Source organism: Caproicibacter fermentans (genome assembly GCF_014303955.1).
Lineage (GTDB): Bacteria > Bacillota > Clostridia > Oscillospirales > Acutalibacteraceae > Caproicibacter > Caproicibacter fermentans.
On the sequence record NZ_CP060286.1, the window covers coordinates 1,003,539 to 1,025,667 of the forward strand.

The following is a 22,129-nucleotide window of genomic DNA, read 5'->3' on the forward strand; positions in this document are numbered from 1 at the left end:
TCTGGTAACATATTATGCTTTTAAGGGGATTGCGGTGACGGCTCAATCAGCCGGAGGCTGGTTCAGAATTTCACGGATCATTCTGTAGATTCTGTCGCAGGAATCGGGAATTGCCATTTTTTTCGCATTTTCCGCAAGCGTTTCTATTTTTCCCTGTTGAGAAAACAGTTCCTGTACCTTTCGGCACAGTCCCCCACCGGTTAAATTTTTCTCCTCAATCATTTCAGCTGCGCCGCGGTCAACCATTGCCATTGCATTATGAAACTGATGATTTTCCGCTACATTCGGCGATGGAATCAAAATGGACGCTCTGCCGACCGCCTGAAGCTCGCTCAGGGTAATCGCGCCGGCGCGGCAGATGACGAGATCCGCGGCGGCAAGGCAGTCCGGCATATTGCCGATATATTCTCGAATATCCATTTCTTTGCGGTCCCTTGTGTCCAGACCCTTTTCCAAAAGCAGGTCGGGAAACCATTTTCCCCATTGACCGTATCCGTGAATGTGCTGGTAACGGCCGCTCTTGGCACTCTGGACCAGCAATTCCGCCACAGCCTCATTGATCTTTCTCGCTCCCAGACTTCCGCCGAAGGAAAGGATCAACGGGCGGCTGTCAAGCCCGAGCTTTGCCCTTGCCGCCTTCCGGTCGGTCCGAATCACCTCCTGCCTGACCGGATTTCCGGTCAGCACGCATCTTGCGGCAGGGCTGAGGTGTTTCTGCGCGTCGGCAACGGCGAGCATGGTCCTGTCCGCCCTTTTTGACAGCATCTTATTGGTTACTCCCGGAAACGCGTTCTGCTCGTGAATCACGGACGGAATCCCAAGACGCATCGCTTCCCGGATGACGGGCCCGGAAACATATCCTCCCGTGCCGACGCAGATGTCCGGGTGAAACTCACGGAGAATGCGGCGGGCTTCCACTGTGGAAGTAAACAGGCGGGCCGCCGTTTTTCCGTTTTTAACAAGATTCCGAAAGCTCAGACTGCGCTGAAAGCCGGAAATCGTGATGCTTCGGAAATCGTATCCCGCGGAGGGTACAAGGCGCTCTTCCATTCCGCCCTTCGCGCCCACATACAGAATTTGGGCGTCCGGCTCTTTTTCCTTTATGTACCCGGCGATGGCGAGAGCCGGGTTGATATGGCCGGCGGTGCCTCCTCCGGCAAAAAGAATTCTCATTTTCAACCCTCTGTTCTTCTACGTTTTTTCTATGGCCGACGTTCGCGAGATCGAGAGAACAATCCCCATTTCGGCCAGAAGTATGACAAGCGAAGTGCCTCCGTAACTGAAAAACGGCAGACTGATTCCGGTATTCGGTATGGTGTTTGTAACAACGGCGATGTTCAGAATCACCTGAAGACCCACCTGAACCACAAGCCCGATGCCAAGCAGCATGCCGAATTTATCTTTTGCCCTCAGAGAAATGGTGATACCGCGCCAGATCAGCATGGCAAACAGAATAATAATAATCAGGGCGCCGATGAAACCAAGTTCCTCACAGACAATAGCAAAGATAAAATCGTTCTGCGGCTCCGGAAGATACAGGAATTTCTGCCGCGACTGGCCCAACCCAAGCCCGAGCAGCCCGCCGGAACCGATGGCGAACAGCGACTGCCGGGTCTGCCAGGTATCCGCGATCAGCTGCGGAGTCGCATTGGAGAAAGGATCCAGCCAGGCGGTGATGCGGTCGCTCGCATAAGCGTATTCCTTTGCAAAAAGGACGAGATAGGCAACTCCGGCTCCCATCACGCTGAACGCGCCGACAAACCAGCGAAGCTTCACCCCGCCGATAAACAGCATCACAGCGCCCAGCAGCGTAATGATAACGGTGGCGGAAACATGGGGCTCCCACATCAGCAGGGCAGCGGTCATGCCCAAAATCAGCGCGTAGGGCAAAACGCCGTACCGAAACGTCCCCATTCGGTTAAAGTTCAGTGATATCAGATGGGCGAATATCAAAACAATCGAGAACTTGGCGATCTCGGAAGGCTGAAACTGCCCCAGTGGGCCAACGTTAATCCAGCGATGCACTCCGTTGATTGCCGGCATAAACCGGACCAGCACAAGCAGCGCGTATGAAATCAGCAGAATCGGAATCGCGAATTCATGAAAATGATGATAGTCAAAATAGGAAACGGCCATCATTACAAATATGCCCAGTACGGCGAAAATCGCCTGTTTGCTGATAAAAAAGTAACTGTTCCCGTTATGGCGGTAAAAAGCGTTTGCATAGCTGGCGGAAAACATCATGATCAGCCCGATAATCAGCAGGACCAGAACAAGGAACAAAAAAGGCAGATCCATGCCGGAACGAACCGAAAAGATACGGAATTTCTTCCGGACCTTTCTGCCGTAAGAGGTGGCTTCACGAATCTCTCCGGCGGGGCGTTTTGCGGCTCCCCGCGGCATGGGAGTTACAGAAGCCTCGTTTCGTGCCATGATTGTCCCCTCCTTCCCGTATCAGATACTATTGAAGCATATCGCCGCCGCCGAATCTGTCGTATCCTGTGAAAAGATTAAAAACCGTAGAACACTAGCAGCGCGGAAACCGCACCGAAAAACGCCGTGACAGCGCTGAAAACAAAGCAGATTTTCACTTCGCTCCAGCCGCAAAGCTCGAAATGATGATGAATGGGGCTCATCTTGAACAGACGCTTTCCATGTGTTGCCTTGAAATACGAGACCTGCAGAACGACGGACAGGATTTCGCAGAGATAGATAATTCCGATCGGCAGAATCAGAATCGGTGCGTTTACGTTAAACCCAAGCGCGCAGACAAGTCCGCCCAGAAACAGAGATCCGGTATCCCCCATAAATACTTTTGCGGGATTAAAGTTCCATATCAGAAATCCCAGGCATCCTCCCGCGGCGGCCGCCGAAACAATGCCCACGGGAACAAGCCTGAAAATGCCGGCAATCACCATGAAGGAAGCGGACGCGAAAAAAGTGACGGAAGCGTTCAGCCCGTCAATGCCGTCCGTAAAATTAACGGCGTTTACCATCCCGACGATTCCAAGAAGCGACAGCACCCAGTACCACAGGCCCAGATCAACGCCCCCGGAAAAAGGAATCAGCGTAACGGAACCCGAGCCGAACCTGTAAAGGGTATAAAGGTACGCCCCGGCCACAAGAAACTGAAGAACCAGCTTCTGCCGGACGGTAAGACCCAGATTTCTCTTTTTCACCACTTTGATGTAATCGTCAAAAAAGCCGATCAGACCAAATCCAAAGGCCATCAGCAGACCCCCCGCGATTTTGGTTCTCATAGCAAGATTGGTCTGGCTGAGCCCTTCCGAACCGTAATATGCGGAAAGACAGATTGCAGAAGCCACAGCGATTCCGACGATAAACAGAAAGCCGCCCATCGTCGGGGTTCCGTTTTTCTTTCGGTGCCATGACGGTCCGACGTCACGAATTGTCTGGCCGAAATTCACGCGGTGCAAAAACGGCACCATCCATTTCCCCAGCAGCGCGGTTATCCCAAACGATACTGTCGCCGCAATCAAGGTCCACAAAGAATTCATGTTTCAATTCACCTTTATTCTGTAAACTGTCCCTGCGATTTATACATGAGCCCGTCGGTGCAAGATTCCTGAAGCTCCCTGCGGTTCAGCGCCGTCAAAACGTCGGCAAACGGAATTCCTGCGCCTACGGCCGCACAAGCGGCCGCCAATGCCCCGGCGACTTCCGAAAGATCTCCGCCGGGGAGACGCACCCGGCCGATTACCCCAAAACCTACAATCTCAAAGGCGACGTCTCCGTTCGGAGTCGTGCGGACGTCGCGGGCAGTGAAATCCGCTTCGTTGCGCACCATTGAAAACGTGATGGTCCGGGCTGCTCCGGCAGCCCGGTCCGAAAGCTCTCGCTCAACGACGCAGACAGACCAGTCTCTCGGGTCAAATTCAGCCGCATCCCCACATAAGAGGAGCACCGGTTTTGTCGCGGCGGGCGGCAACGGGTCACCGTATTCCACAACAAGGTTATGCTCCCTGCCGCAATTAAGAAAAATTTTCTTCAGCAACGCGGCCGCACGCCCATCCTTTTCAACGATTGCGACGGCTTTTGTGCAATGGCCGCAGTCCGTCGTGCTTTTCATCGAATCGCTCCTTTGCATTCATTATTCCACATGATTGGGTTCAATAAACGAAACCGTAACAACTGTTCCGGGCGCAACCTTGGTTCCCGGCGCAATGCTCTGAAGGCTGGACACCGCGTTTGCGGTTCCTGTTAACGCGGCGCCGGAAACACTGATATTGATTCCCGACTGGGAGGCGCGTTCGTTCGCCTGTGAAAGCGAAAGCCCGACAAGGTCCGGTACGGTGACCGTTTTCTCTTTGCTTTGCTGATCCGTAAACAGGACCACTCTTCCTCCCTTCGGGATGCTCTTTCCCGGTTCGGGAACCTGAGACACCACTTTTTCGCCGTCGCCGTAAATCTGAGGCGTAAGGCCGTCGGAGGAAACTTTATTCTTCGCCTGCGCGACCGTCTGACCCACAACATTCGGTGTGGACGCATCGAGCTTTGCCATTTCTTCCTCCGTGTATTTCGGTTCCACGCCGAGATACGGCAGAATTTCAGACATTGTTTTCAGAAAAACCGGGCCGGAAACATAGCTGCCGTAATAACTGTTTCCGTGCGGCTCGTCATAAAAAACCAGCATGGCGATCTGAGGGTCGTCCGCGGGTGCGAACCCGCAGTAAGACGCGATGTACTCCTTACTTGTCTTGATTTCCTGTTTTTCGGAAGTTCCCGTTTTGCCGGCGACCCGGTAGCCGGGAATATACCCGCTTTTCGCCGTCCCCGTTGTGGCGTCCTGCCGCAGAATCGCGCTGATCCGTTTTGATGTGTCGTTGGAGACCACCTGGCGTTTCGGCGTGGTGTCGGCAGACTTGACAATATTCCCGTCGCTGTCCAGAATCCGGTCCACAACGTGCGGCTTTACCAGATATCCCCCGTTCGCCACCGCCGCGCAGGCGGTAATCATCTGAATCGGCGTAATGGTAAAACTCTGACCGAAAGATTCCGTGGCGAGGTTGATCGGCGTAAGCTGGGCCGCCGTATAATAGATGCTGCGGGATTCACCGGGAAGATCTATGCCGGTTTTTGCGGTAAACCCAAACGCATCGAAATATTTGTAGAACAGATTCGGCCCCAGGAGCGCGCCGACCTTCATAAACACAACGTTGCTGGATTGACAGATTCCCTGTGCGAAAGTCAGGCTGCCGAAGCCGCTGCGCCGCCAGTCGTGAATCTGTCTTCCGCCGATCGTCAGATAGCCGGGGCAGCTGAACTGCGTGGTTTCGGTCACCAGGCCCTCTTCCATCGCAGCCGAGCCTGTAATCATCTTGAACACGGAGCCCGGCTGATAAGTATCACTGACGCATTTGTTCCGCCACTGGGCCTGCTGAGCTTCCCGAAGGGCCTTCGTCTTTGCCTCCCCGTCAGGCATCTTTGCAATCTGATCCGCCACCGTCTTGTCGGCTATGGTGAACGGGTCGTTGGGGTCGAAATCCCCTTTGACCGCCATGGCGATAATGCCGCCGGTTTTGACATTCATGATGATTGCGCAGCCGCGGTTCTGAACCTTATTGTTAACAAGGCCCTCCTCCAGGTTCTTTTCCAGAATCTGCTGTACGACCTCGTCTACGGTCAGGACCAGGCTGTTCCCGTCCTGAGCCGGGACTTCCTGTTCATAATCGTACTGCATGTCGGTTCCGATCGCGTTTTTCGCCGTTACCAGCTTGCCGGAAACGCCGGTCAGCTCGCTGTCGTATTCCGCTTCGATTCCGGAAAGGCCCTGACTGTCGGTCCCTGTAAAGCCGAGTATGGTGGAAGCCAGCGTCCCGAAGGGATAATACCGTTTATAATCCTCAATTAAGCGAATTCCGTTTGTAATATTGTTTTTGTCCTTAAACGCGACGACCTTGTCCTTGACATCCGATTCCACCTTGCGTTTAATGACGTCGAAATATGTTTTCTTCCTAGTGTGTTCCAGGATGACGTTCTTATCCATGCCCAGAATCTGCGCCAGCCCGGCGGCAATCAGGTCCCGGTTGTCATCGGTGATATAGGCGGGCTCCAGAACAACCTGCCAGACCGTGGCGCTCTGCGCCAGAACCTTCATATTGCTGTCGTAGATCGTTCCTCGCTGAGCGGTCAGGACCGTGTCTTTCACCTGATTGTCGACAGCCCTCATTTTCAGGGTTTCGCCCTCAACAATCTGCAGCCGGACCAGGCTGAAGATCACAGCCCCAAATCCGGCAATCATCATCATCAGCAAAACAAACACCGTTCGGTGCCACATTCTTACGGTCGTCCCTTTTGCCATCCCATGTTCCTCCAAATTGCCTGAAAAAAACAGATTTGAATCAAAAATGAGAGTCAAGAACTTTTTCTCAACTCTCCTTCTATCGAACAGCGGAAGATTCCCACAGGCGCCCCCGGTCGCGCTATTAATACATATTGGAAAACCGGCCCCTTTATGACAGAAAACGGCGGATCGAACCGACCAGTTCTGAAAGCCAACTTCCGTTTTGTGCCGGCAGTAGGACCTGCGTTTTATCTCCAGCGGCAAGAGTCACGTTTTCTATTTGATTCCGATTCACTTTCTCCATGCCGAGCTGATCTGACGCATAGTTTTCCACTGATTGAAGAGACATCTGAGCTTCCGATTTCATTTTCATCTGCGTGTAAACGCTCTGGTCTTCCGAAAGCTGTTTTGTAACAACGCCAAGGGAATCCGACAACTCCGACAGCTCCACCTGGCCATAGATGTATGCACCGGCCATGCCGGCAATCATCAGAAAGGAAAGGATTGTTGGCAGCATTTTTAAAACGCTGCGCTTGGGCCGGCGGTTTTCCTCCAGCCGTTCCCGCGGAAGCTCAATGACATTATTTTGCCGCGCCGGTTCCTGCACCTCCCGGCGTTTTGGTTCAAACATTCCAAAATCATATGCTGTATTGCCGGCCGCCATTCTTATTCCTCCCCTTTCGTTTCTTCAAGCTTTTTACAGACCCTGAGCCGCGCGCTGCGGCTTCTGGGATTCTCTTTCAGTTCCTGCTCCGTAGGAGACAAGCCCTTTTTATAAATCAACTCCGCCCGCGGCTTCTTTCCGCATACGCAAACCGGAAAATCCGGCGGGCAGGTACATCCGGAACACCATTCCGCCATTCTTTTTTTACAATACGGTCCTCCAGCGAGTGAAACGTGATAACCGCCAAACGACCGCCCGGCTTGAGAATTGAAAACGCCGCATCCAGGCCTTCCGAAAGCCTGTCCAGTTCGCCGTTCACCTTAATCCGCAGAGCCTGAAAGGTTTTACGGGCCGGATGCCCCGGTTTCCGGCGCACCGCGGCGGGTACGGACTCCCTGACGATATCAGCGAGCTGAAGGGTCGTCTCAATCGGCGACTGTTCCCTCGCCCTGACAATTCCCGCCGCGATTCTTCGGGCACTGCTCTCTTCCCCGTACCTGCGCAAAATATCCTCAAGATCACGCTCGGGCAAGGTGTTGACCAGGTCCCGCGCGGATACGCCCTCCCGGCTCATTCTCATATCCAAGGGAGCGTCGGCGTGATAAGAAAACCCCCGTTCCGGATTATCAAACTGAAAGGACGAAACGCCGATATCGAGAAGAACCCCATCTACCGGCACCAGACCGAATTTTTCAGCCGCTTCGTCCATGCTGGAAAAATTAGTATGATAAACCGTCGCACAGGGATAGTCTTTCAGGCGGTCGCCCGCCGCCCGAACGGCGTCCGGGTCCTGATCGAGCGCCAGCAGCCTGCCGGTAGTCAGGCATTTCGCAATCGCGAGGGAATGCCCGCCGCCGCCGGCCGTTCCGTCAATATAAATCCCGTCCGGACGAATGTTCAGGCTTTTAATTGTCTCGTCAAACAATACGGGCTTATGGTAGAATTCCATCGGCGCGCCTCTTTACAGTTCCAAAAGATCCATCGCTTCCGCGATGTTGTCCTGAGTCAAAGTGGAGTTGAAGCTTGTCCAGCGTTCGGTATCCCAGATTTCTGCTCTGCTGGAAGCGCCGATAAAGGTAACGTCTTTTTCCAGACCTGCATAATCGCGGAGCGTCTGCGGCAAAAGGACACGCCCCTGACGGTCCGGCTGCGCTTCCACGGCTCCGGAAAAGAAAAAGCGCTGAAGTCCCCGCGCTTTTGAGATCGGCATGGCGCTGATCTTTTCCTGAAGCCGGTTCCATTCCGACGGTGAAAGGACAAAGAGGCAGCCGTCAAGTCCCTTGGTGACATAGAAATTATCCCCCAGATCCTCTCGGAATCTGGCCGGAACAATCACACGCCCTTTCAGGTCTATGGAATGCTGGTACTCTCCGATCAACATAACGATCCTCTCTGCCGGGGCAAATGCGGAAAGCGATTCCACATTCTGCTACTTGCCCCCACCTTTCACCACTTTGTTTTGATTATATCGTAACTCATAAAAAAATGCAACTCATTTTTTGCATTATGTCAATTGCGGGTAGATATTTATTCAAATATTTTGTATTAGCTTTTCATGCATAAAAAAAACGCCACAAAATCTTGTGGCGTAAAAATTTTCCTTTTTTATGAATCTGTTCCATTTTGCCTTTGGGAGGCCCGTATGTTCTGTCTGGTCCGCCTCAGCTCGGCAAGAATCTGCGAAAGGCCGTCGTCGGTGCGTTTCATCAGGTCGTCGATATAATCGTTGCTGGCCTTGCGCATTTCCCGTACCTTGACCTGGGACTGCGCTGTGATTTCATTTGCCTTCTGCTGGGCCTGCCTGACAATCTCGTCCTGCGCGATCAGTGCTTTCGCACGTTCCTGTGCCACATGCAAAACGGTCTCCGCCTCCCGCCTGGCACCGTCAAGAATCTGGGTCCGGTCCGCCACGATCGCCTTGGCCTGCCGGATCTCTTTCGGCATGTTTTCCCGAATTTCATCCAGCACCTGCTTGACCTCTTCGCCGTCAAGAACCGCGCGGCCCCGGCTCAGCGGCAGGCTCCAGGCTTTGTCGACCATATCATAGAGTTCGTCAATTAAGTCGTCTACGCTCATTTCCGTTTCCCTCCTGCGCACAAACGCTGTTCGATATCCTGCAAAATACATTCCGGTACAAAATTGGAAATATCGCCGCCGAAGCAGGCGACCTGTTTTATTCCGCTGGAGCTTAAAAACATGTTTTCCGCCGTTGTATTGAGATAGACTGTTTCCAGTTCGGGATTCAGCTTTTTATTGAAAAGAGCCATCTGAAATTCGTATTCAAAATCAGACATCGCGCGAAGCCCCTTCACAATCGCTGCGGCATCCCGGATTCTCGCATAATCCGCAATCAGTCCGTCGAACCCGACGACTTCCACGTCGTCCATAGCCCGGGTACAGCGCTCCAACATATTGATTCGTTCCTCCACCGTAAAAGCTGTGTGCTTTTCCGGGTTGACCAGAACGGCAACAATCGTATGGTCAAAAAGTTTTCTTGCGCGATTGATAATATCCATGTGCCCAAGCGTAACAGGATCAAAACTGCCAGGACAAATCGCTGTTTTCACGGCTTATGTCACGTCCTTGTGTTTATATAGGGTCAGCGCAATTTTTCCATATCTGTAAGAACGGCCGCGGATAAAATCCCCGGCCGATTCCGGAAGTGCTTCGTCCGTCGGGTTTTCGCAGATAATCGTACCGCCGGGATTCATCCGCCCGGCAACAAGAGGGATTGCGCGTTGCAAAAGTCCCGTGCGGTAGGGCGGATCCAGAAAAGCAAGGTCGAAAGCGCCGCAGTCCCCCGCAAGGTAAGAGGCGAAATCCATACGTTTCACCTTTGCCCGGTCCGAAAGTCCCGTGCTCTCCAGATTCTGTGCAACAACGGCTGCAGGCTGTTGGGCCGCGTCGACAAAAACGGCTTCCCGCGCGCCACGGCTCAGGGCCTCGATGCCCAACTGCCCGGAACCCGCAAACAGGTCAAGCACGCGCCTGCCTTCCACCTGAAACTGAATAATACTGAACAATGCTTCCTTGACCCGATCCGGAGTTGGCCGAACGGCGTCGCCCGCGCAAACGGACAGCCGCTTTCCCCGGGCGGAACCGGTAATGACTCTCATAGTTTCTCCACCTTAATCCGACTTGGTTTTTATTATCCCATGAACCGGCGGTTCTGTCAATCGGTCCGGGCGGGTTCCTCCGGATGAAACGCGGAATAGACTTTCCGGGCCGCCGGTTTTGTCATTCCCGGCGCCGCGGAAAGTTCCTCCGTCGTCGCGTTCCGCACGGCGGCAACCGTTCTGAAATGTTTGAGCAGCGCTTTCGCGCGCGCGGGTCCGATTCCTTCCACGGCGGTCAGCGAAGAGGAAATGGAATTTTTCTTTCTCACCTGCCGATGATACCCAACGGCGAACCGGTGAACTTCCTCCTGAATGGAAGAAACCAGCGTGAACGCGCTCCGATTGGAGCTGATTGCGATTTCTCCGCCGTCCTTCGCGATCGCGCGGGTACGGTGCCTGTCGTCCTTGACCATGCCAAAGAGAGGAATCGGAAGCCCCGCCTCCTCCAAAACCGGCCTCACGGCGGAAATCTGTCCCTTTCCGCCGTCCAGCAGGATCAGATCGGGCAAACGGCCGAATCCCTCGCCGGATTCCCTGTTTTTTTCGTATTCTTCCAGCCTGCGGGACAGTACCTCCCTCATGGAGGCGTAATCGTCCTGCCCGACAACCGTCCGGATTTTAAACTTGCGGTAGGCGGACCGAAGCGGCCTTCCGTTTTCAAACACAACCATGCCCGCCACGTTTTCCCCGCCGGCAAGATTTGAAATATCATAAGATTCAATATAGGCCGGCGGTTCCGGCAGGCCGAGCAGGCGCGCGAGTTCGTCCAGCGCCGAAGCTTCCCGCCCGGTGCGCCCCGTCTTTTGGGCAAGCTGCTCCGCCGCGTTGCTGCGGCACATTTCAACCAACTGCGCCTGTTCCCCCTTCTGCGGAACCGTGATCGTAACTTTTCTGCCCGCTTTTTCCGTCAGCCATTGGGACAGCAGCTCCGCGTTTTCCGCCGGTCCGTCCAGCGAGACACGCGGAGGGATTCTGTCGCGCATGGAGTAATACCGTTCGAGAAATTCGCTTCGCGCCTCTTTCGCTTTTCCGGTTTCCCCCATCAGAAAGGTTTCCCTGTCACACAGCCTTCCATTCTGAAAACGGAACACTTCGAAGCAGCTTTTTTCAGTCCCCTGCGTCAGCGCGATCACATCCTGCTCCTTTACGCGGGACGCTACCACCTTCTGCCGGTCGCTCATCTTGCGAATCGCCGCGATTCTGTCGCGCAGCCGCGCGGCGCGCTCATACTCCAGGTTTTCCGCAGCCTCGTCCATTCTCTCCGTCAGGGCGCGAACGCTTTTGGCGCTGCCGCCGCGTAGAAACTCCAGGGCTTCCGAAACGTACTCGCGGTATTCGGACTCGCTGATTTTTCCCCTGCATGGGGCACAGCACTGTTTAATGTAAAAATTCAGGCACGGGCGGCCCTTGCCGATATCCTGGGGGAATTTTCTGGTACAGGAAGGCAGACGAAAAATCTTCAGCGCCTCGTCCACCGATTGTTTGACGGACCAGGAGCTTACATACGGCCCGATATATTCCGCCCCGTCGTCGGCGACCTGTTTCGCTTCCGAAATTTTCGGCCACGGGCCGGAGCTGACCCGAATGTAGTGGTACCCCTTGTCGTCCTTCAGCAAAATATTGTATTTGGGAGAGTATTGTTTAATCAGACTGCATTCCAAGACAAGCGCCTCGAATTCGCTGTCTGTCAAAATGTACTCGAACGTATCCACGCTCGCAACCATGCGGCGCACCTTGTCGTCATGGTTTTTTTCGGAGCCGAAATATTGGCTGACCCGGTTTTTCAGCGCTTTGGCCTTTCCAACATAAATAATCTTCCCGGTTTTGTCGTGCATCAGATATACGCCCGGGCTCAAAGGCAGGCGCATGGCCCGGGCCCTGAGCTCCTTTTTGTGCTTCTCCTGCTCGGTCAACACCACTGCTCCTCCTTTCCCGCTCGTCACGATACAAAAAAGAAAAAGCACCGCAATCAAGCGGTGCCATATGTTTCAACTGTTTATTCGGAGAAACCGGACTGCACCAGCTGAACCAAGCCGTCCACAGCCTCTTGCTCATCGGACCCGTCCGCGATAATTTTGATATTCGTCCCGCCGACGATTCCAAGGGAAAGAACCCCCAAAAGGCTTTTCGCGTTGACGCGTCTTTCCTCTTTTTCCACCCAGATGGAAGATTTATATTCATTCGCCTTTTGAATAAAAAAAGTTGCCGGACGGGCATGCAGACCCACCTGATTCTGAACCAGAACTTCTTTTACATACATTCTAAATCCACTCCTACACAAAATCGTATCCGAAGGCATTCCGAAAAACAGAACACGATATTATTCGTCACCATATATATTATAGCACGTTTGGACGGGCCGTCAACGTTAATCAAAAACTTTGGATTGATTGCCCAACGGCGAGTCCCACGCAAAGGCTCATTTGTGCATTATGACGTAATTGTTGAAAGTTTTTGTTCTGTCTGCCGATTATCCCGCCCGAGCATGCTCACAAAAGCTGAAAATGCGAATTTAAAACAGAATTTTTATCAAACGAACCGATCTTTCGGAAACGGAGCTTCGTTAACGGGCGGACGGCCGTGTGAACACGCTTTTCCTATTCTATGCAAAAGATTTAAGATGTTTCTTTTTCGGTATGATCCGAAAGGGAGCACAAAAACCTTCGATCCTCATCCGTCAGGTCCGCGTCCGCGAGAAGCTCCGGGCGCTTTTTCGCCGTCCGCCCCAGCGACTGCTCCCTGCGCCAGCGGCGCACAAGGCCGTGGTTCCCGCTGAGCAAAACCTCCGGCACCTGCCGCCCGCGCCAGTTTGCCGGACGGGTATACTGGGGATACTCCAGCAGGGAGTGAAAATGGCTTTCTTCCTGAAAGCATTCCGCGTCAGACAAAACACCGGGAATCATGCGGCAGACGGCGTCCGCCAAAATCAGCGCGGGCAGTTCCCCGCCCGTTACGACGTAATCCCCCGCTGAAATCTCCTCATCCGCATAAGCTTCCAGAACGCGCTCGTCCACGCCTTCGTAATGCCCGCAGAGAAGCACCAGCCCGTCCAGCTCCGAAAGCTCCGCTACCCGCCGCTGCGTCAGGGGTTTCCCCTGCGGTGAAAGATAAACGGTGTGCGGCTTCTTTCCCAGATGCGCAATCAGGTCGTCCATGCACAGCGCGATCGGCTCCGCTTTTAAAAGCATTCCCATTCCCCCGCCGAACGGGGAATCGTCGACCGTGCTGTGCTTGTCCAGCGCATAATTCCTGATCTGATGGCAGCAGACCTGCACCGCGCCCTTTTTGCGGGCCCGGCCGATGATGCTCTCCGCCATGACGGTTTCGCACATTTCCGGGAAAAGCGTCAGCAGGTCAATCCTCATCGTCAAAAATCCCCCTGATCGGGCGGATCATCATTTTCCCCTTCTCCAGGTCGATCCCCAGAATGAACTCCGGAACCGCCGGAATCAGGTAATTTTTATGGTCCTGCGCAGTGATCTGATAAACGTCGTTGGCACCGGTGCGAAGCACTCGGGTCAAAGTCCCGTAATACAGAAACGTATCCGCGTCGTAAACATCCAGTCCGACCAGATCCTGCATAAAATAGCGGCCGTCCGGAAGCGTGACGTCGCTTCTGTCAAGATACAGGACTTTGTTGCGGTATGTGTCCGCTTTTTCGACCGAGTCCACTCCCTCCAGCACCATCAGCAGGAGCTCCTTATGCACGCGGGAGGAAAGCACGTGCACGGGAACATTCCCTGCTTCCAGATAAAGAGTGGAAAAGCGCGTCAGAAATTCGGCGGAGTCGCACCATGGCTGAACACGGAGTTCACCCTTAATGCCGTGCGTACCCACAATTTTTCCAGCTTCCAGATATTTCTTCTGCATAACTCCTCCAAAAAATAAAGATTCATTTTTTCATATGAAACAACGGTTCCTTTTCCATGACTTTCAGAAGTCCGAACAGCAGCAAAAAGTCGATCGGCAGCAGAATCAGATTGGTGACGATACGTGCCGAGAGGACGGCAAAAAATGCTTTTGAGTAGAGAACGGAAAGCCACAGGGGATTCAGGCAAAGGCTGACGAGCACCGTTACGACGGTTTTGGCAAGAACAGACCTGAGCAGAGTAACCGGCTTTTTGTAAAGGAACCAGCCGTAGACGGCTCCCGACAAAAAAGCGTTCAGCGTAAAGCCGGGAAAATAGGGGCCCGTCGGATTGATAAAATAAGAAATGATATCGCCAAGAGCGCCGACCGTTCCGCCGGCCACCGGGCCGAACAGCATGCCGGCGGCCGCGACCGAAAGAAATGAGAACCCGATCTTCAGAATCGGAGACAGGTTGAGAGTGAACATCCCGAGGATGACATCGAGAGCAAGCAGCATGCCGCATGCGGCAAGGGACATGACACCGCTGCGTCCGTTGGATAGTTTGACGGAGTTAAAAAAAATTTTCATAGAAAAGACCTCCTTTTGTATTCATGCTACATAAAGGAGGTTTCCCCCAAACTATGTAGCAGCGGGATGCGAACTCTGCACCGCAAGTTTCCTTTTCGTCCGTCCGGCAACTCCCTGTCCAGGCGGCACTTAACGCGCAAAATTCTACTCTGCATTCTAAATCTTATCAGGCCCGCGCAAAACGTCCGGGCCTGAAGGAACGGAAACCCGAAGAACCGAATCAGTCGATCTCCACGGCGACCTTGCTGCCGTCCCGGGTCGCGGCAGCCCTCATCACGACGCGGATCGCCTTTGCAATCCGGCCCTGCCTGCCAATCACCCGGCCCATGTCGTTTTCTGCGACATGAAGATGATATACGACCGTTCCGTCCTCAGACGGTTCGTCAGCGTCCACGCGGACGAGTTCCGGGGCCTCGACAAGGCCCTGAGCAATGGATAACAGCAGTTCCCTCATGACAAGGCACCTCCCTGTTTCTTAAAGCACACCGTGCTTTTTGAACAGAACCTTAACGGTATCGGTGGGCTGAGCACCGTTAGCGATCCAGGCCTTGGCTTTTTCAGCGTCAACCTTTACAACGGACGGCTCCTCGAGCGGATTGTAATATCCGATCTCCTCGATAAAACGTCCGTCGCGCGGAAAACGGGAATCCGCCACAACAATGCGGTAGAACGGAGCCTTCTTGGCGCCCATTCTGCGAAGTCTGATTTTTACTGACATTTGTTTCACCTCCACGAACCTTGCATCTATCTTCACCGGCCCGAAAGCCGGGTGAATTCAAATTAAAACGGCAGTCCCATCCCGGCAAAGCGCCGGCGCATGCCTTTTTTCTTAAACTGCTTCATCAGCTTGCGGGTCTGCTCGAACTGCTTTAAAAGCCGGTTGACGTCTTCCACCTTCATGCCGCTCCCCGCGGCGATCCGCCTTTTGCGCGACGGGTTCATCAGCTCCGGCTTCTCGCGTTCCTGCGGCGTCATGGAAAGAAGGATCGCCTCCGTCCGGTCAATCTGCCGGTCGTCGATCTGCACATCCTTGAGCTGCTGGCCCATTCCCGGCATTTTGTTCAGAACATCCTGAATCGGCCCCATCTTCTTCATCTGGCGAATCTGGTCGAGCAGGTCATTCAGATCCATCCGGTTCTGCATCATCTTTTCCGCGGCTTTTTGGGCGGCCTTCTGGTCCAGATTCTTCTGGGCGTCCTCAATGAGAGTAAGCACGTCGCCCATTCCCAGAATGCGGGACGCCATGCGGTCCGGATGGAACACCTCAAGGTCCGAGAGCTTTTCACCGATGCCGGCGAATTTGATCGGCCTGCCGGTCACGGCGCGCACCGACAGCGCTGCGCCGCCCCTCGCGTCTCCGTCCAGCTTGGTCAGGACCACGCCCGTGATATCGAGAAGCTCATGGAACGATTTCGCCACGTTGACCGCTTCCTGACCGGTCATGGCATCCACAACCAACAGGATATCGGTGGGAGGAACCGCTTCCTTGATTCGGCGAAGCTCGTCCATCAGAGCCTCGTCAATCTGCAGACGTCCGGCGGTGTCGATCAGAACAAAGTCGTTGCCGTAGTCCTTTGCGTGCTTCACGGCCTCCCGGCTGATTTTCACCGGGTCGCCGGCCCCCTGTTCGAACACGGGCACGCCCGCCTGGCTTCCCAGAACCTGCAGCTGCTGAATCGCGGCAGGGCGGTAAACGTCGCACGCGACCAGAAGCGGACGATGGCCCTGATTTTTCAGCATCAGCGCCAGCTTCGCGGCGTGGGTCGTCTTACCGGAACCCTGCAGCCCGCAGAAAAGCACGACCGCCGGGGGGGACGACGGGCTGTTCAGCCGGGTTTCCCCTCCGCCCATCAAAGCCGTTAGCTCTTCGTTGACAATCTTAATGACCATCTGCGCCGGAGTCAGGCTCTCCATGACCTCGTTTCCTACGGCGCGCTCGCTCACCTTTGCGACAAAGTCCTTTGCAACCTTGTAGTTGACGTCCGCCTCCAGAAGAGCAAGACGGACCTCCCGCATGGCCTCTTTCACATCCGACTCATTGAGCTTGCCCTTGGAGCGCAGGCGCTTGAACGCCGCCGAAAGTTTTTCCGATAGATTTTCAAACGCCAAAACGGTTCCTCCTATTCGCAGAGCCTGCGGGTAATTTCCAAAATCTGCTTCGCGCTTTCATCAATTTCCCGCGCGTAAATATAGTGTTCGTTATATTCCCGGATGCGGCCCGCCGCCTCGTCGATTTTCTGAAGACCGTCCATCATTTCGCGAAATCTGCGGACAAGGCCGAGCTTTTGCTCCATTTCAAGGAGCAGCCCTTCGGAGCGCTTGACAAAGTCGCGCACACCTTGACGGGTGATGCCTTCGTTTTCCGCGATTTCGGAAAGGGACAGATCGTCGTCGTAATAATACTCGACGATCCGCCTCTGTTTCTCGGTCAGCATCGAACCGTAAAAATCGAGCAGAAGCGAAATATTCAAATCCTTCGCCATCTGACCGCCTCCGTTACGGTGTAAAGTTATTTCTCTTTACAGGCAATGATTATACTATAAAACCAAGGGACTGTCAAGGAATATTTCACCCGGTGAGCCCCAGCTGGATTCTGAATTGAAGAACAAAAAGCTGATTCAGCAGTTTCATCTGGGTCATCCTGAGCTGCGCGGACGCGCCGGAGTAATCCACGCGAAACAGGGAGGCCGTATTGCAGGCCAGCGTGTTGTCCTTGCGGGCAAGAAGGGACGGCAGTCCTTTCTCCAGATAGTCCATGGCAAAGCCGACAGGAACAGGCAGCCGCCCAACGCGCACCGAGTTGACGGCAAACTTCATTTGCTCCGACGCCTGATCGAACGAAGGGGACACGTTCATCAGAACGCCGAACGTTTTGCCGCCGTAGCGCACGGGGGCATAGACATCCGCCGTGCCGTCCTCTCCCGCCGTGACGGAAACAGCCGTAAATTCCGAGCCGCTTGGTGCGTTTTTATCCTTTTGGATCAGAAAATTCAGCCAGCCGCTCACTTCCTCAGGCGTCAGGCTGACCTCTTTGCCTGCAACGGAGGCCGAAATCACCTTGGAAACCGCCGCGTCCGACGGCTGCGGCATAGAAGTTCCCGCGTTCGGATCGTTCAAAATCATCCAGCTGAGAATGCACAAGGCTCCCAACAGTACGACAAGAACCGAGAGAACCCCCGTCAGGACTCTGCTCCCCGTGCTTTTTCCCCGCATGTGTTTTGGCTGCATGGTTTTCCCTCCCATCATAATAACATTCAAATGGGCCGCTGCGGTTTAACGTCTGCGCTTTTTCTGTTCTGCGTTATTTGAGTTCCACAATCGTTACGCCGGACTCACCCTCTCCGAACGTGCCGAGGCGGTAGCTTCTGACGCTCGGATGATTCTTCAGGTGCTGCTGCACGGCGGCTCTCAGCGTGCCGGTGCCCTTGCCGTGAATCACGGTCAGCTGGTCGACCCCGCTGAGCAGCGCGGAATCAAGGAAGCGGTCCAGATTCATGACCGCCTCGTCCGCGGCCTGCCCTCTCAGGTCGCATTCCGTCGTCACCTTCGCCGTCGCGCGGGACGTCACGTTCCGGGTCACCCTGCCAACCGGCGCGCGCTGCGGTTTTTCCCGCAGAAGCCGGAGGTTCGAGACCGGAACGCGCGTCTGGAGAATACCGGCCTGAATCAGCGCCTCGCCGGAATCCCCTTCAGGCGGACGGATCACCGTGCCCTTTTTATCGAGATCAAAAATCAGCACGGCATCGCCCGCTTTGAGCGGACGCGGAAGGACATAGTCCCCGTTTCCCTTTTCGCGGACCGGGTCGGCTCCGTTTTCCAGTTCCCTCATGCCGGCGTTCATCCTCGCCTTTTGTTCCGCGGTCAGCGCTTTGTTCCGCTGCTTTTTCACTTCTTCCAGCTCGTTCAGAATAGAGTCGGCCTGCGCGCGGGTCCTTGCGACCAGCTGGGCCGCTTTTTCCCGCGCTTTCTCCAATTCGCCGTCCGCTTCCTTTTGGACCTGTTCCAGCTTTTCCTCCGCCTGACGGCGCATTTCTTCCGCCCGAAACCGGGCTTGCCGCGCTTCTTCGCGCTCACCCTCCAGCTTCTGGCGGCTGGATTCCAGAGTCTGCACCACATCCTCAAATCTTGTGTTTTCCTGAGAAACAAGGTCTTTCGCCCGTTCGACAACCGGATTCTCCAGTCCAAGGCGAAGCGAAATGGCAAACGCGTTGGAACGCCCCGGCACGCCGATCAGCAGGCGGTAGGTGGGCCGAAGGGTCTCGACATTGAATTCACAGGAGGCGTTTTCCACTCCCTGTGTTTGCAGGGCATAGGCTTTCAACTCCGCGTAGTGCGTGGTCGCCGCGATTCTGGCGCCCTTCGCGCGAAGGGCTTCCAAAATTGCCTCCGCGAGCGCCGCGCCCTCCACGGGATCCGTCCCCGCGCCGAGCTCGTCCAGAAGAATCAGGCTGCCCGGCCCCGCCTGCTTCATGATCTGTATGATATTTGTCATATGCGCGGAAAAGGTTGACAGAGACTGCTCAATGCTCTGTTCGTCGCCGATGTCTGCAAGGACCTGCTGAAAAACGGAAATCTCGCTCTCTTCCGCCGTGGGAATCATCAGTCCGCACATGGCCATCAGGGTAAGCAGGCCGACCGTTTTCAGCGAAACCGTCTTGCCGCCCGTGTTCGGCCCGGTAATCACAAGGGTGTCGAACCGTGTGCCCAGTTCAATATCCGTCGGTACCACGGCCTTGGGGTCGATCAACGGATGGCGGGCCTTTTTCAGCACGATCCGCCCCCGGTCGTTCACCTTCGGCATCGTTGCCTTCATCCGGTAAGCGAGGTCCGCTTTGGCAAAGATTACATTGAGTTCCACCGCCGTGTGATACCCGCGGAGAATTGTGTCGGCGAATCCCCCGGCTTCCGCGGAAAGCTCCGAGAGAATCCGCTCGATCTCCTTTTTTTCCTCCGACTGAAGCACCCGCACTTGATTGTTTAATTCGACGGCGCTCAATGGTTCCACAAACAAAGTGGAGCCGCTGGCGGATGTGTCGTGTACAAGGCCGGGCACTTCATTGCGGTATTCGGCCCTGACCGGGACGACGAAACGCCCCCCGCGGATGGTGACGATCGGGTCCTGAAGATATTTCTGATAGGACGCGGACCGGATCATCCTGTCGAGAACCTCACGCGCTTTGGAGGACGCGTTTCGGATTTTTCTGCGGATTGCGGAAAGCGCCTGTGAAGCGCCGTCCGCCATTTCCTCTTCCGATAAAATCGCCTGATTGATGCGGTTTTCCAGATACTGATTCGGCATCAGCATGGAGAACCGGTCATCCAGACAGCTTTTCACTCCTTCGCTTTTGCTTCGCCATTCCACAACGGCCCTCAGCGTGCGCAAAAGCCCGGAAACCCTCAGCAGCTCCGCCATGGTCAGCATTCCTCCGGCCTGAGCCCTTCGCAGGGAATTCGTCACGTCGGTAAGCCCACCGAACGGCGGGGCCCCAAAACGGGCCATCATCACATAAGCGTCGTCGGTTTCCTGCAAAAGCCTTCCGACTTCATCCGGGGATGTTGACGGCACCAGATTTTCCGCAATCCGCGCCGCGTCGTCGCACGCGGTTCTGGACGCAAGCAGCTTTAATATCTTATCGAGCTCCAGAGCCCGCGCGTGCTTTTGTATTCCTTCACTAGGCATGTATTTGTTTTTCCTCCCTTACAGGCCGCTACTCAGAGAACTCGTAACCATTTTCCCTAAGAGCCGCAACGGCTTGGTTCAGCTTTTCATCCTTCATCAGAATATAATCCGTGTCAAATGTCGACACCGCGAAAATACTGATTTCATTTTTCGCCAGAATTCCGGAGATCCGCGCCAGAATCCCAATCAGGGAAAAATTGAGAGGGCCAAGCACTTTCACACAGGCCCAGCCGTCTTCCCGGCTGACGCAGTGCTCCGGCACGTTTCCCGTCGGGCAGACCAGTGAAATTTCATCCCTGGTTACTGTAACGGAGACGAAGTCTCCGGAAAGGAAAGCATCCTTTATGTTTTGAATCTTACAGACCGTAAATCCGCCTTTTATCAATTCCAGCTTCATGTTTCACCATCCAGAAGTTTTTCGAAGCAGATAAAAGTTCCTTTGCAGAACGTCACAATCCCGGCCCTGCTATAACCCGCAGACTCATACAGATTGACCGCCGCAGGATTTTTCGTAAAGGTATCGAGCCGTATGGTACGGTACCCAAGCGAATAAGCCCGCCGCTCGGCGGCCTCCAGCGTCCGCTTTCCCAAGCCCTTTTCCTGCGCCTGCGCCCCGACGCAAAGCCGGTGGATTACCCCCGGCGGGTCCACTCTACCAATATGCCACTCGACCGCTTCATATTCGGGCGATTGCTCCGCGTTCAGCACAACTGCGGAAACCGGTTTCCCGTCCATTGTCAAAAGCAGCATTTCACCCCGCTCAACGTCTTGCAGCAAAATCTCTCTGTCCGGATAACGCTCGTCCCACTGGTCGATGCCTTCGTCGCGCATTTTCCGCGTCGCGCCTGCATAAAGCGATAAAATCCACGAAAAATCCGACTGCGCCGCCAAACGGATTTTCAGGTTCTCTTTCCGTTCCATCTTTTTACCCTCTCCACCCGGTGTCCCCGGCCGTTGCGTGATAAAAGTCCAAAGTGGCAAAACCGCGGCTCAGCGTGCTGAGAACATAGGCTTCCGCGGCCCGCCCCAATTCTTCCGTTCCCTGCGGAGAGAGCGTGAAGGAAAAGGCTTTTTCCAGACTCGCGTAAATCGTATGCCGCAGACCTGCCATTGCGCCGCGCCCCAGTCGGACAGACGTTTCCCCTTGAGGACAGCCGCATTCTCCGCAGATAATTCTGCCGGAGACCGGAAGAAAATACATGGTATCCGATTCAAACCGCCCGCATTCCGAACACCCGACCAGATCGGGCTGATAGCCCGAAAGGGCCAGCATGCGCATTTCCACGACCGATTTGATAATGCGCGCGGGCCGGTCCCCGCGGCCAAGAAAATAAAGCGCGTTGAGAACCAGGCGGAGATATTCTCCGGCGGGCGAATCCTGCGGAGCAAGGGCAAGGGAAAGCTCGCAGAAATATTGGGCAAGCGAAAGACGCTCGATATCCTTCCGAAGGTCAAAAAACACTTCGATCGGCCGGGCGTCGTCGATTATGTATTTATCCCGCCCCTCAAAAACTGTGAAGCGGGAGTAACTGAAAAGCCTTGTCGCGGAAAGCCTGCCGTTTTTGGCCCGGCCCGGCCGCTGAACAAAAGCCCGCAAAATTCCTTTTTCCTTTGTGAGGACGGTGATCAGCCGATCGCTGTCACCCACGCATTTCTCCATGATAACTAAGCCCTCGGCGTCCGTCCTCATTCTGGTCCTCCCGCAACTGTTCCTCCTCGTCAACCTGCCGCAGCTGACTGTAGATCAAGTAATCCTTGACACTTCCCGTATGTTGAAAACTATCCCATGCTGTCTTCTTATCCAAGATTACCGCTCCTTTTTATGATACTATTCAAAGTATTTGCCTTTCGTCAGTATCTATGAGCGGTAAATAAATGAATTTACCCCATAAAATGACACAATTTTCAAGAAAAGTGTGCTTTCTAA

The 22,129-nt window shown here is 54.5% G+C and carries 25 protein-coding genes, 1 pseudogene and 1 riboswitch; all 26 genes and pseudogenes read right to left on the reverse strand.

The annotated features are described in order from the left end of the window. Window positions 1-42: 42 nt before the first annotated feature. Window positions 43-1,173, reverse strand: a complete 1,131-nt coding sequence (gene murG / locus HCR03_RS04955; protein WP_066647779.1) for an undecaprenyldiphospho-muramoylpentapeptide beta-N-acetylglucosaminyltransferase — start codon at window positions 1,171-1,173, stop codon at window positions 43-45. Between the two features lie 18 nt (window positions 1,174-1,191). Further along, entirely contained in the window at window positions 1,192-2,433 is a 1,242-nt protein-coding gene (locus tag HCR03_RS04960; RefSeq protein WP_066647782.1) for an FtsW/RodA/SpoVE family cell cycle protein, read from the reverse strand. Between the two features lie 77 nt (window positions 2,434-2,510). Next, entirely contained in the window at window positions 2,511-3,518 is a 1,008-nt protein-coding gene (mraY, locus tag HCR03_RS04965) for a phospho-N-acetylmuramoyl-pentapeptide-transferase (RefSeq protein ID WP_066647785.1), read from the reverse strand. A gap of 14 nt (window positions 3,519-3,532) precedes the next feature. Continuing rightward, entirely contained in the window at window positions 3,533-4,090 is a 558-nt protein-coding gene (locus HCR03_RS04970; protein WP_187036952.1) for a hypothetical protein, read from the reverse strand. A gap of 21 nt (window positions 4,091-4,111) precedes the next feature. Then, window positions 4,112-6,322: a penicillin-binding transpeptidase domain-containing protein gene (locus tag HCR03_RS04975; protein ID WP_156990148.1), complete on the reverse strand. Its 2,211-nt coding sequence runs from the start codon at window positions 6,320-6,322 to the stop codon at window positions 4,112-4,114. Window positions 6,323-6,473: 151 nt separating this feature from the next. Next, the gene (locus tag HCR03_RS04980; protein WP_066647794.1) at window positions 6,474-6,968 is read right to left on the reverse strand and encodes a hypothetical protein; all 495 of its coding nucleotides are present in this window, start codon (window positions 6,966-6,968) and stop codon (window positions 6,474-6,476) included. 2 nt (window positions 6,969-6,970) lie between these two features. Further along, window positions 6,971-7,917, reverse strand: a pseudogene (rsmH, locus tag HCR03_RS04985) (16S rRNA (cytosine(1402)-N(4))-methyltransferase RsmH). Window positions 7,918-7,929: 12 nt separating this feature from the next. Then, window positions 7,930-8,349, reverse strand: coding sequence for a division/cell wall cluster transcriptional repressor MraZ (gene mraZ / locus HCR03_RS04990; RefSeq protein WP_156990149.1), 420 nt, complete (start codon window positions 8,347-8,349; stop codon window positions 7,930-7,932). Window positions 8,350-8,573: 224 nt separating this feature from the next. Continuing rightward, a complete protein-coding gene (locus tag HCR03_RS04995; protein ID WP_187036954.1) occupies window positions 8,574-9,044 on the reverse strand; it encodes an ATPase in 471 nt (156 codons plus the stop codon). Continuing rightward, on the reverse strand, window positions 9,041-9,535 hold the full coding sequence (gene coaD, locus HCR03_RS05000; RefSeq protein ID WP_066647802.1) for a pantetheine-phosphate adenylyltransferase: 495 nt from the start codon (window positions 9,533-9,535) through the stop codon (window positions 9,041-9,043). Before coaD ends, HCR03_RS04995 begins: the two co-directional genes overlap by 4 nt. 3 nt (window positions 9,536-9,538) lie before the next feature. Beyond that, entirely contained in the window at window positions 9,539-10,084 is a 546-nt protein-coding gene (gene rsmD, locus HCR03_RS05005) for a 16S rRNA (guanine(966)-N(2))-methyltransferase RsmD (protein ID WP_187036956.1), read from the reverse strand. Between the two features lie 56 nt (window positions 10,085-10,140). Then, window positions 10,141-12,000: an excinuclease ABC subunit UvrC gene (gene uvrC, locus HCR03_RS05010; protein WP_228725106.1), complete on the reverse strand. Its 1,860-nt coding sequence runs from the start codon at window positions 11,998-12,000 to the stop codon at window positions 10,141-10,143. Window positions 12,001-12,080: 80 nt separating this feature from the next. Continuing rightward, complete coding sequence (locus HCR03_RS05015; RefSeq protein WP_066647806.1) at window positions 12,081-12,344, reverse strand: HPr family phosphocarrier protein; 264 nt, start codon at window positions 12,342-12,344, stop codon at window positions 12,081-12,083. Between the two features lie 355 nt (window positions 12,345-12,699). Then, entirely contained in the window at window positions 12,700-13,449 is a 750-nt protein-coding gene (gene trmD / locus HCR03_RS05020) for a tRNA (guanosine(37)-N1)-methyltransferase TrmD (RefSeq protein WP_066647809.1), read from the reverse strand. Next, window positions 13,439-13,954, reverse strand: a complete 516-nt coding sequence (gene rimM, locus HCR03_RS05025; protein ID WP_066647816.1) for a ribosome maturation factor RimM — start codon at window positions 13,952-13,954, stop codon at window positions 13,439-13,441. Before rimM ends, trmD begins: the two co-directional genes overlap by 11 nt. A 22-nt stretch (window positions 13,955-13,976) precedes the next feature. Continuing rightward, the gene (locus HCR03_RS05030; protein ID WP_187036957.1) at window positions 13,977-14,522 is read right to left on the reverse strand and encodes a folate family ECF transporter S component; all 546 of its coding nucleotides are present in this window, start codon (window positions 14,520-14,522) and stop codon (window positions 13,977-13,979) included. Window positions 14,523-14,579: 57 nt separating this feature from the next. Then, a riboswitch (THF riboswitch) is annotated at window positions 14,580-14,676 on the reverse strand. A gap of 66 nt (window positions 14,677-14,742) precedes the next feature. Further along, window positions 14,743-14,976 (reverse strand): KH domain-containing protein, encoded by a 234-nt coding sequence (locus HCR03_RS05035; RefSeq protein WP_066647820.1) that lies wholly within the window; start codon window positions 14,974-14,976, stop codon window positions 14,743-14,745. Window positions 14,977-14,997: 21 nt separating this feature from the next. Next, a complete protein-coding gene (gene rpsP / locus HCR03_RS05040) occupies window positions 14,998-15,240 on the reverse strand; it encodes a 30S ribosomal protein S16 (RefSeq protein ID WP_066647822.1) in 243 nt (80 codons plus the stop codon). A 62-nt stretch (window positions 15,241-15,302) separates the two neighbouring features. Continuing rightward, the gene (ffh, locus tag HCR03_RS05045) at window positions 15,303-16,631 is read right to left on the reverse strand and encodes a signal recognition particle protein (protein ID WP_156990151.1); all 1,329 of its coding nucleotides are present in this window, start codon (window positions 16,629-16,631) and stop codon (window positions 15,303-15,305) included. Between the two features lie 11 nt (window positions 16,632-16,642). Continuing rightward, complete coding sequence (gene ylxM, locus HCR03_RS05050) at window positions 16,643-17,005, reverse strand: YlxM family DNA-binding protein (protein ID WP_066647828.1); 363 nt, start codon at window positions 17,003-17,005, stop codon at window positions 16,643-16,645. A gap of 85 nt (window positions 17,006-17,090) precedes the next feature. Beyond that, window positions 17,091-17,750, reverse strand: a complete 660-nt coding sequence (locus HCR03_RS05055; protein WP_156990152.1) for a hypothetical protein — start codon at window positions 17,748-17,750, stop codon at window positions 17,091-17,093. A 73-nt stretch (window positions 17,751-17,823) separates the two neighbouring features. After that, window positions 17,824-20,202: an endonuclease MutS2 gene (locus tag HCR03_RS05060; protein ID WP_156990153.1), complete on the reverse strand. Its 2,379-nt coding sequence runs from the start codon at window positions 20,200-20,202 to the stop codon at window positions 17,824-17,826. 28 nt (window positions 20,203-20,230) lie between these two features. Continuing rightward, complete coding sequence (locus tag HCR03_RS05065; RefSeq protein WP_066647837.1) at window positions 20,231-20,599, reverse strand: ACT domain-containing protein; 369 nt, start codon at window positions 20,597-20,599, stop codon at window positions 20,231-20,233. Then, window positions 20,596-21,123: a GNAT family N-acetyltransferase gene (locus tag HCR03_RS05070; RefSeq protein WP_187036959.1), complete on the reverse strand. Its 528-nt coding sequence runs from the start codon at window positions 21,121-21,123 to the stop codon at window positions 20,596-20,598. Before HCR03_RS05070 ends, HCR03_RS05065 begins: the two co-directional genes overlap by 4 nt. Before the next feature lie 4 nt (window positions 21,124-21,127). Next, window positions 21,128-21,892, reverse strand: a complete 765-nt coding sequence (gene recO / locus HCR03_RS05075) for a DNA repair protein RecO (protein ID WP_156990156.1) — start codon at window positions 21,890-21,892, stop codon at window positions 21,128-21,130. Then, window positions 21,843-22,007, reverse strand: a complete 165-nt coding sequence (locus HCR03_RS05080; RefSeq protein WP_166525080.1) for a hypothetical protein — start codon at window positions 22,005-22,007, stop codon at window positions 21,843-21,845. The genes recO and HCR03_RS05080 overlap by 50 nt, the downstream gene beginning before the upstream one ends. Window positions 22,008-22,129: the final 122 nt, after the last annotated feature.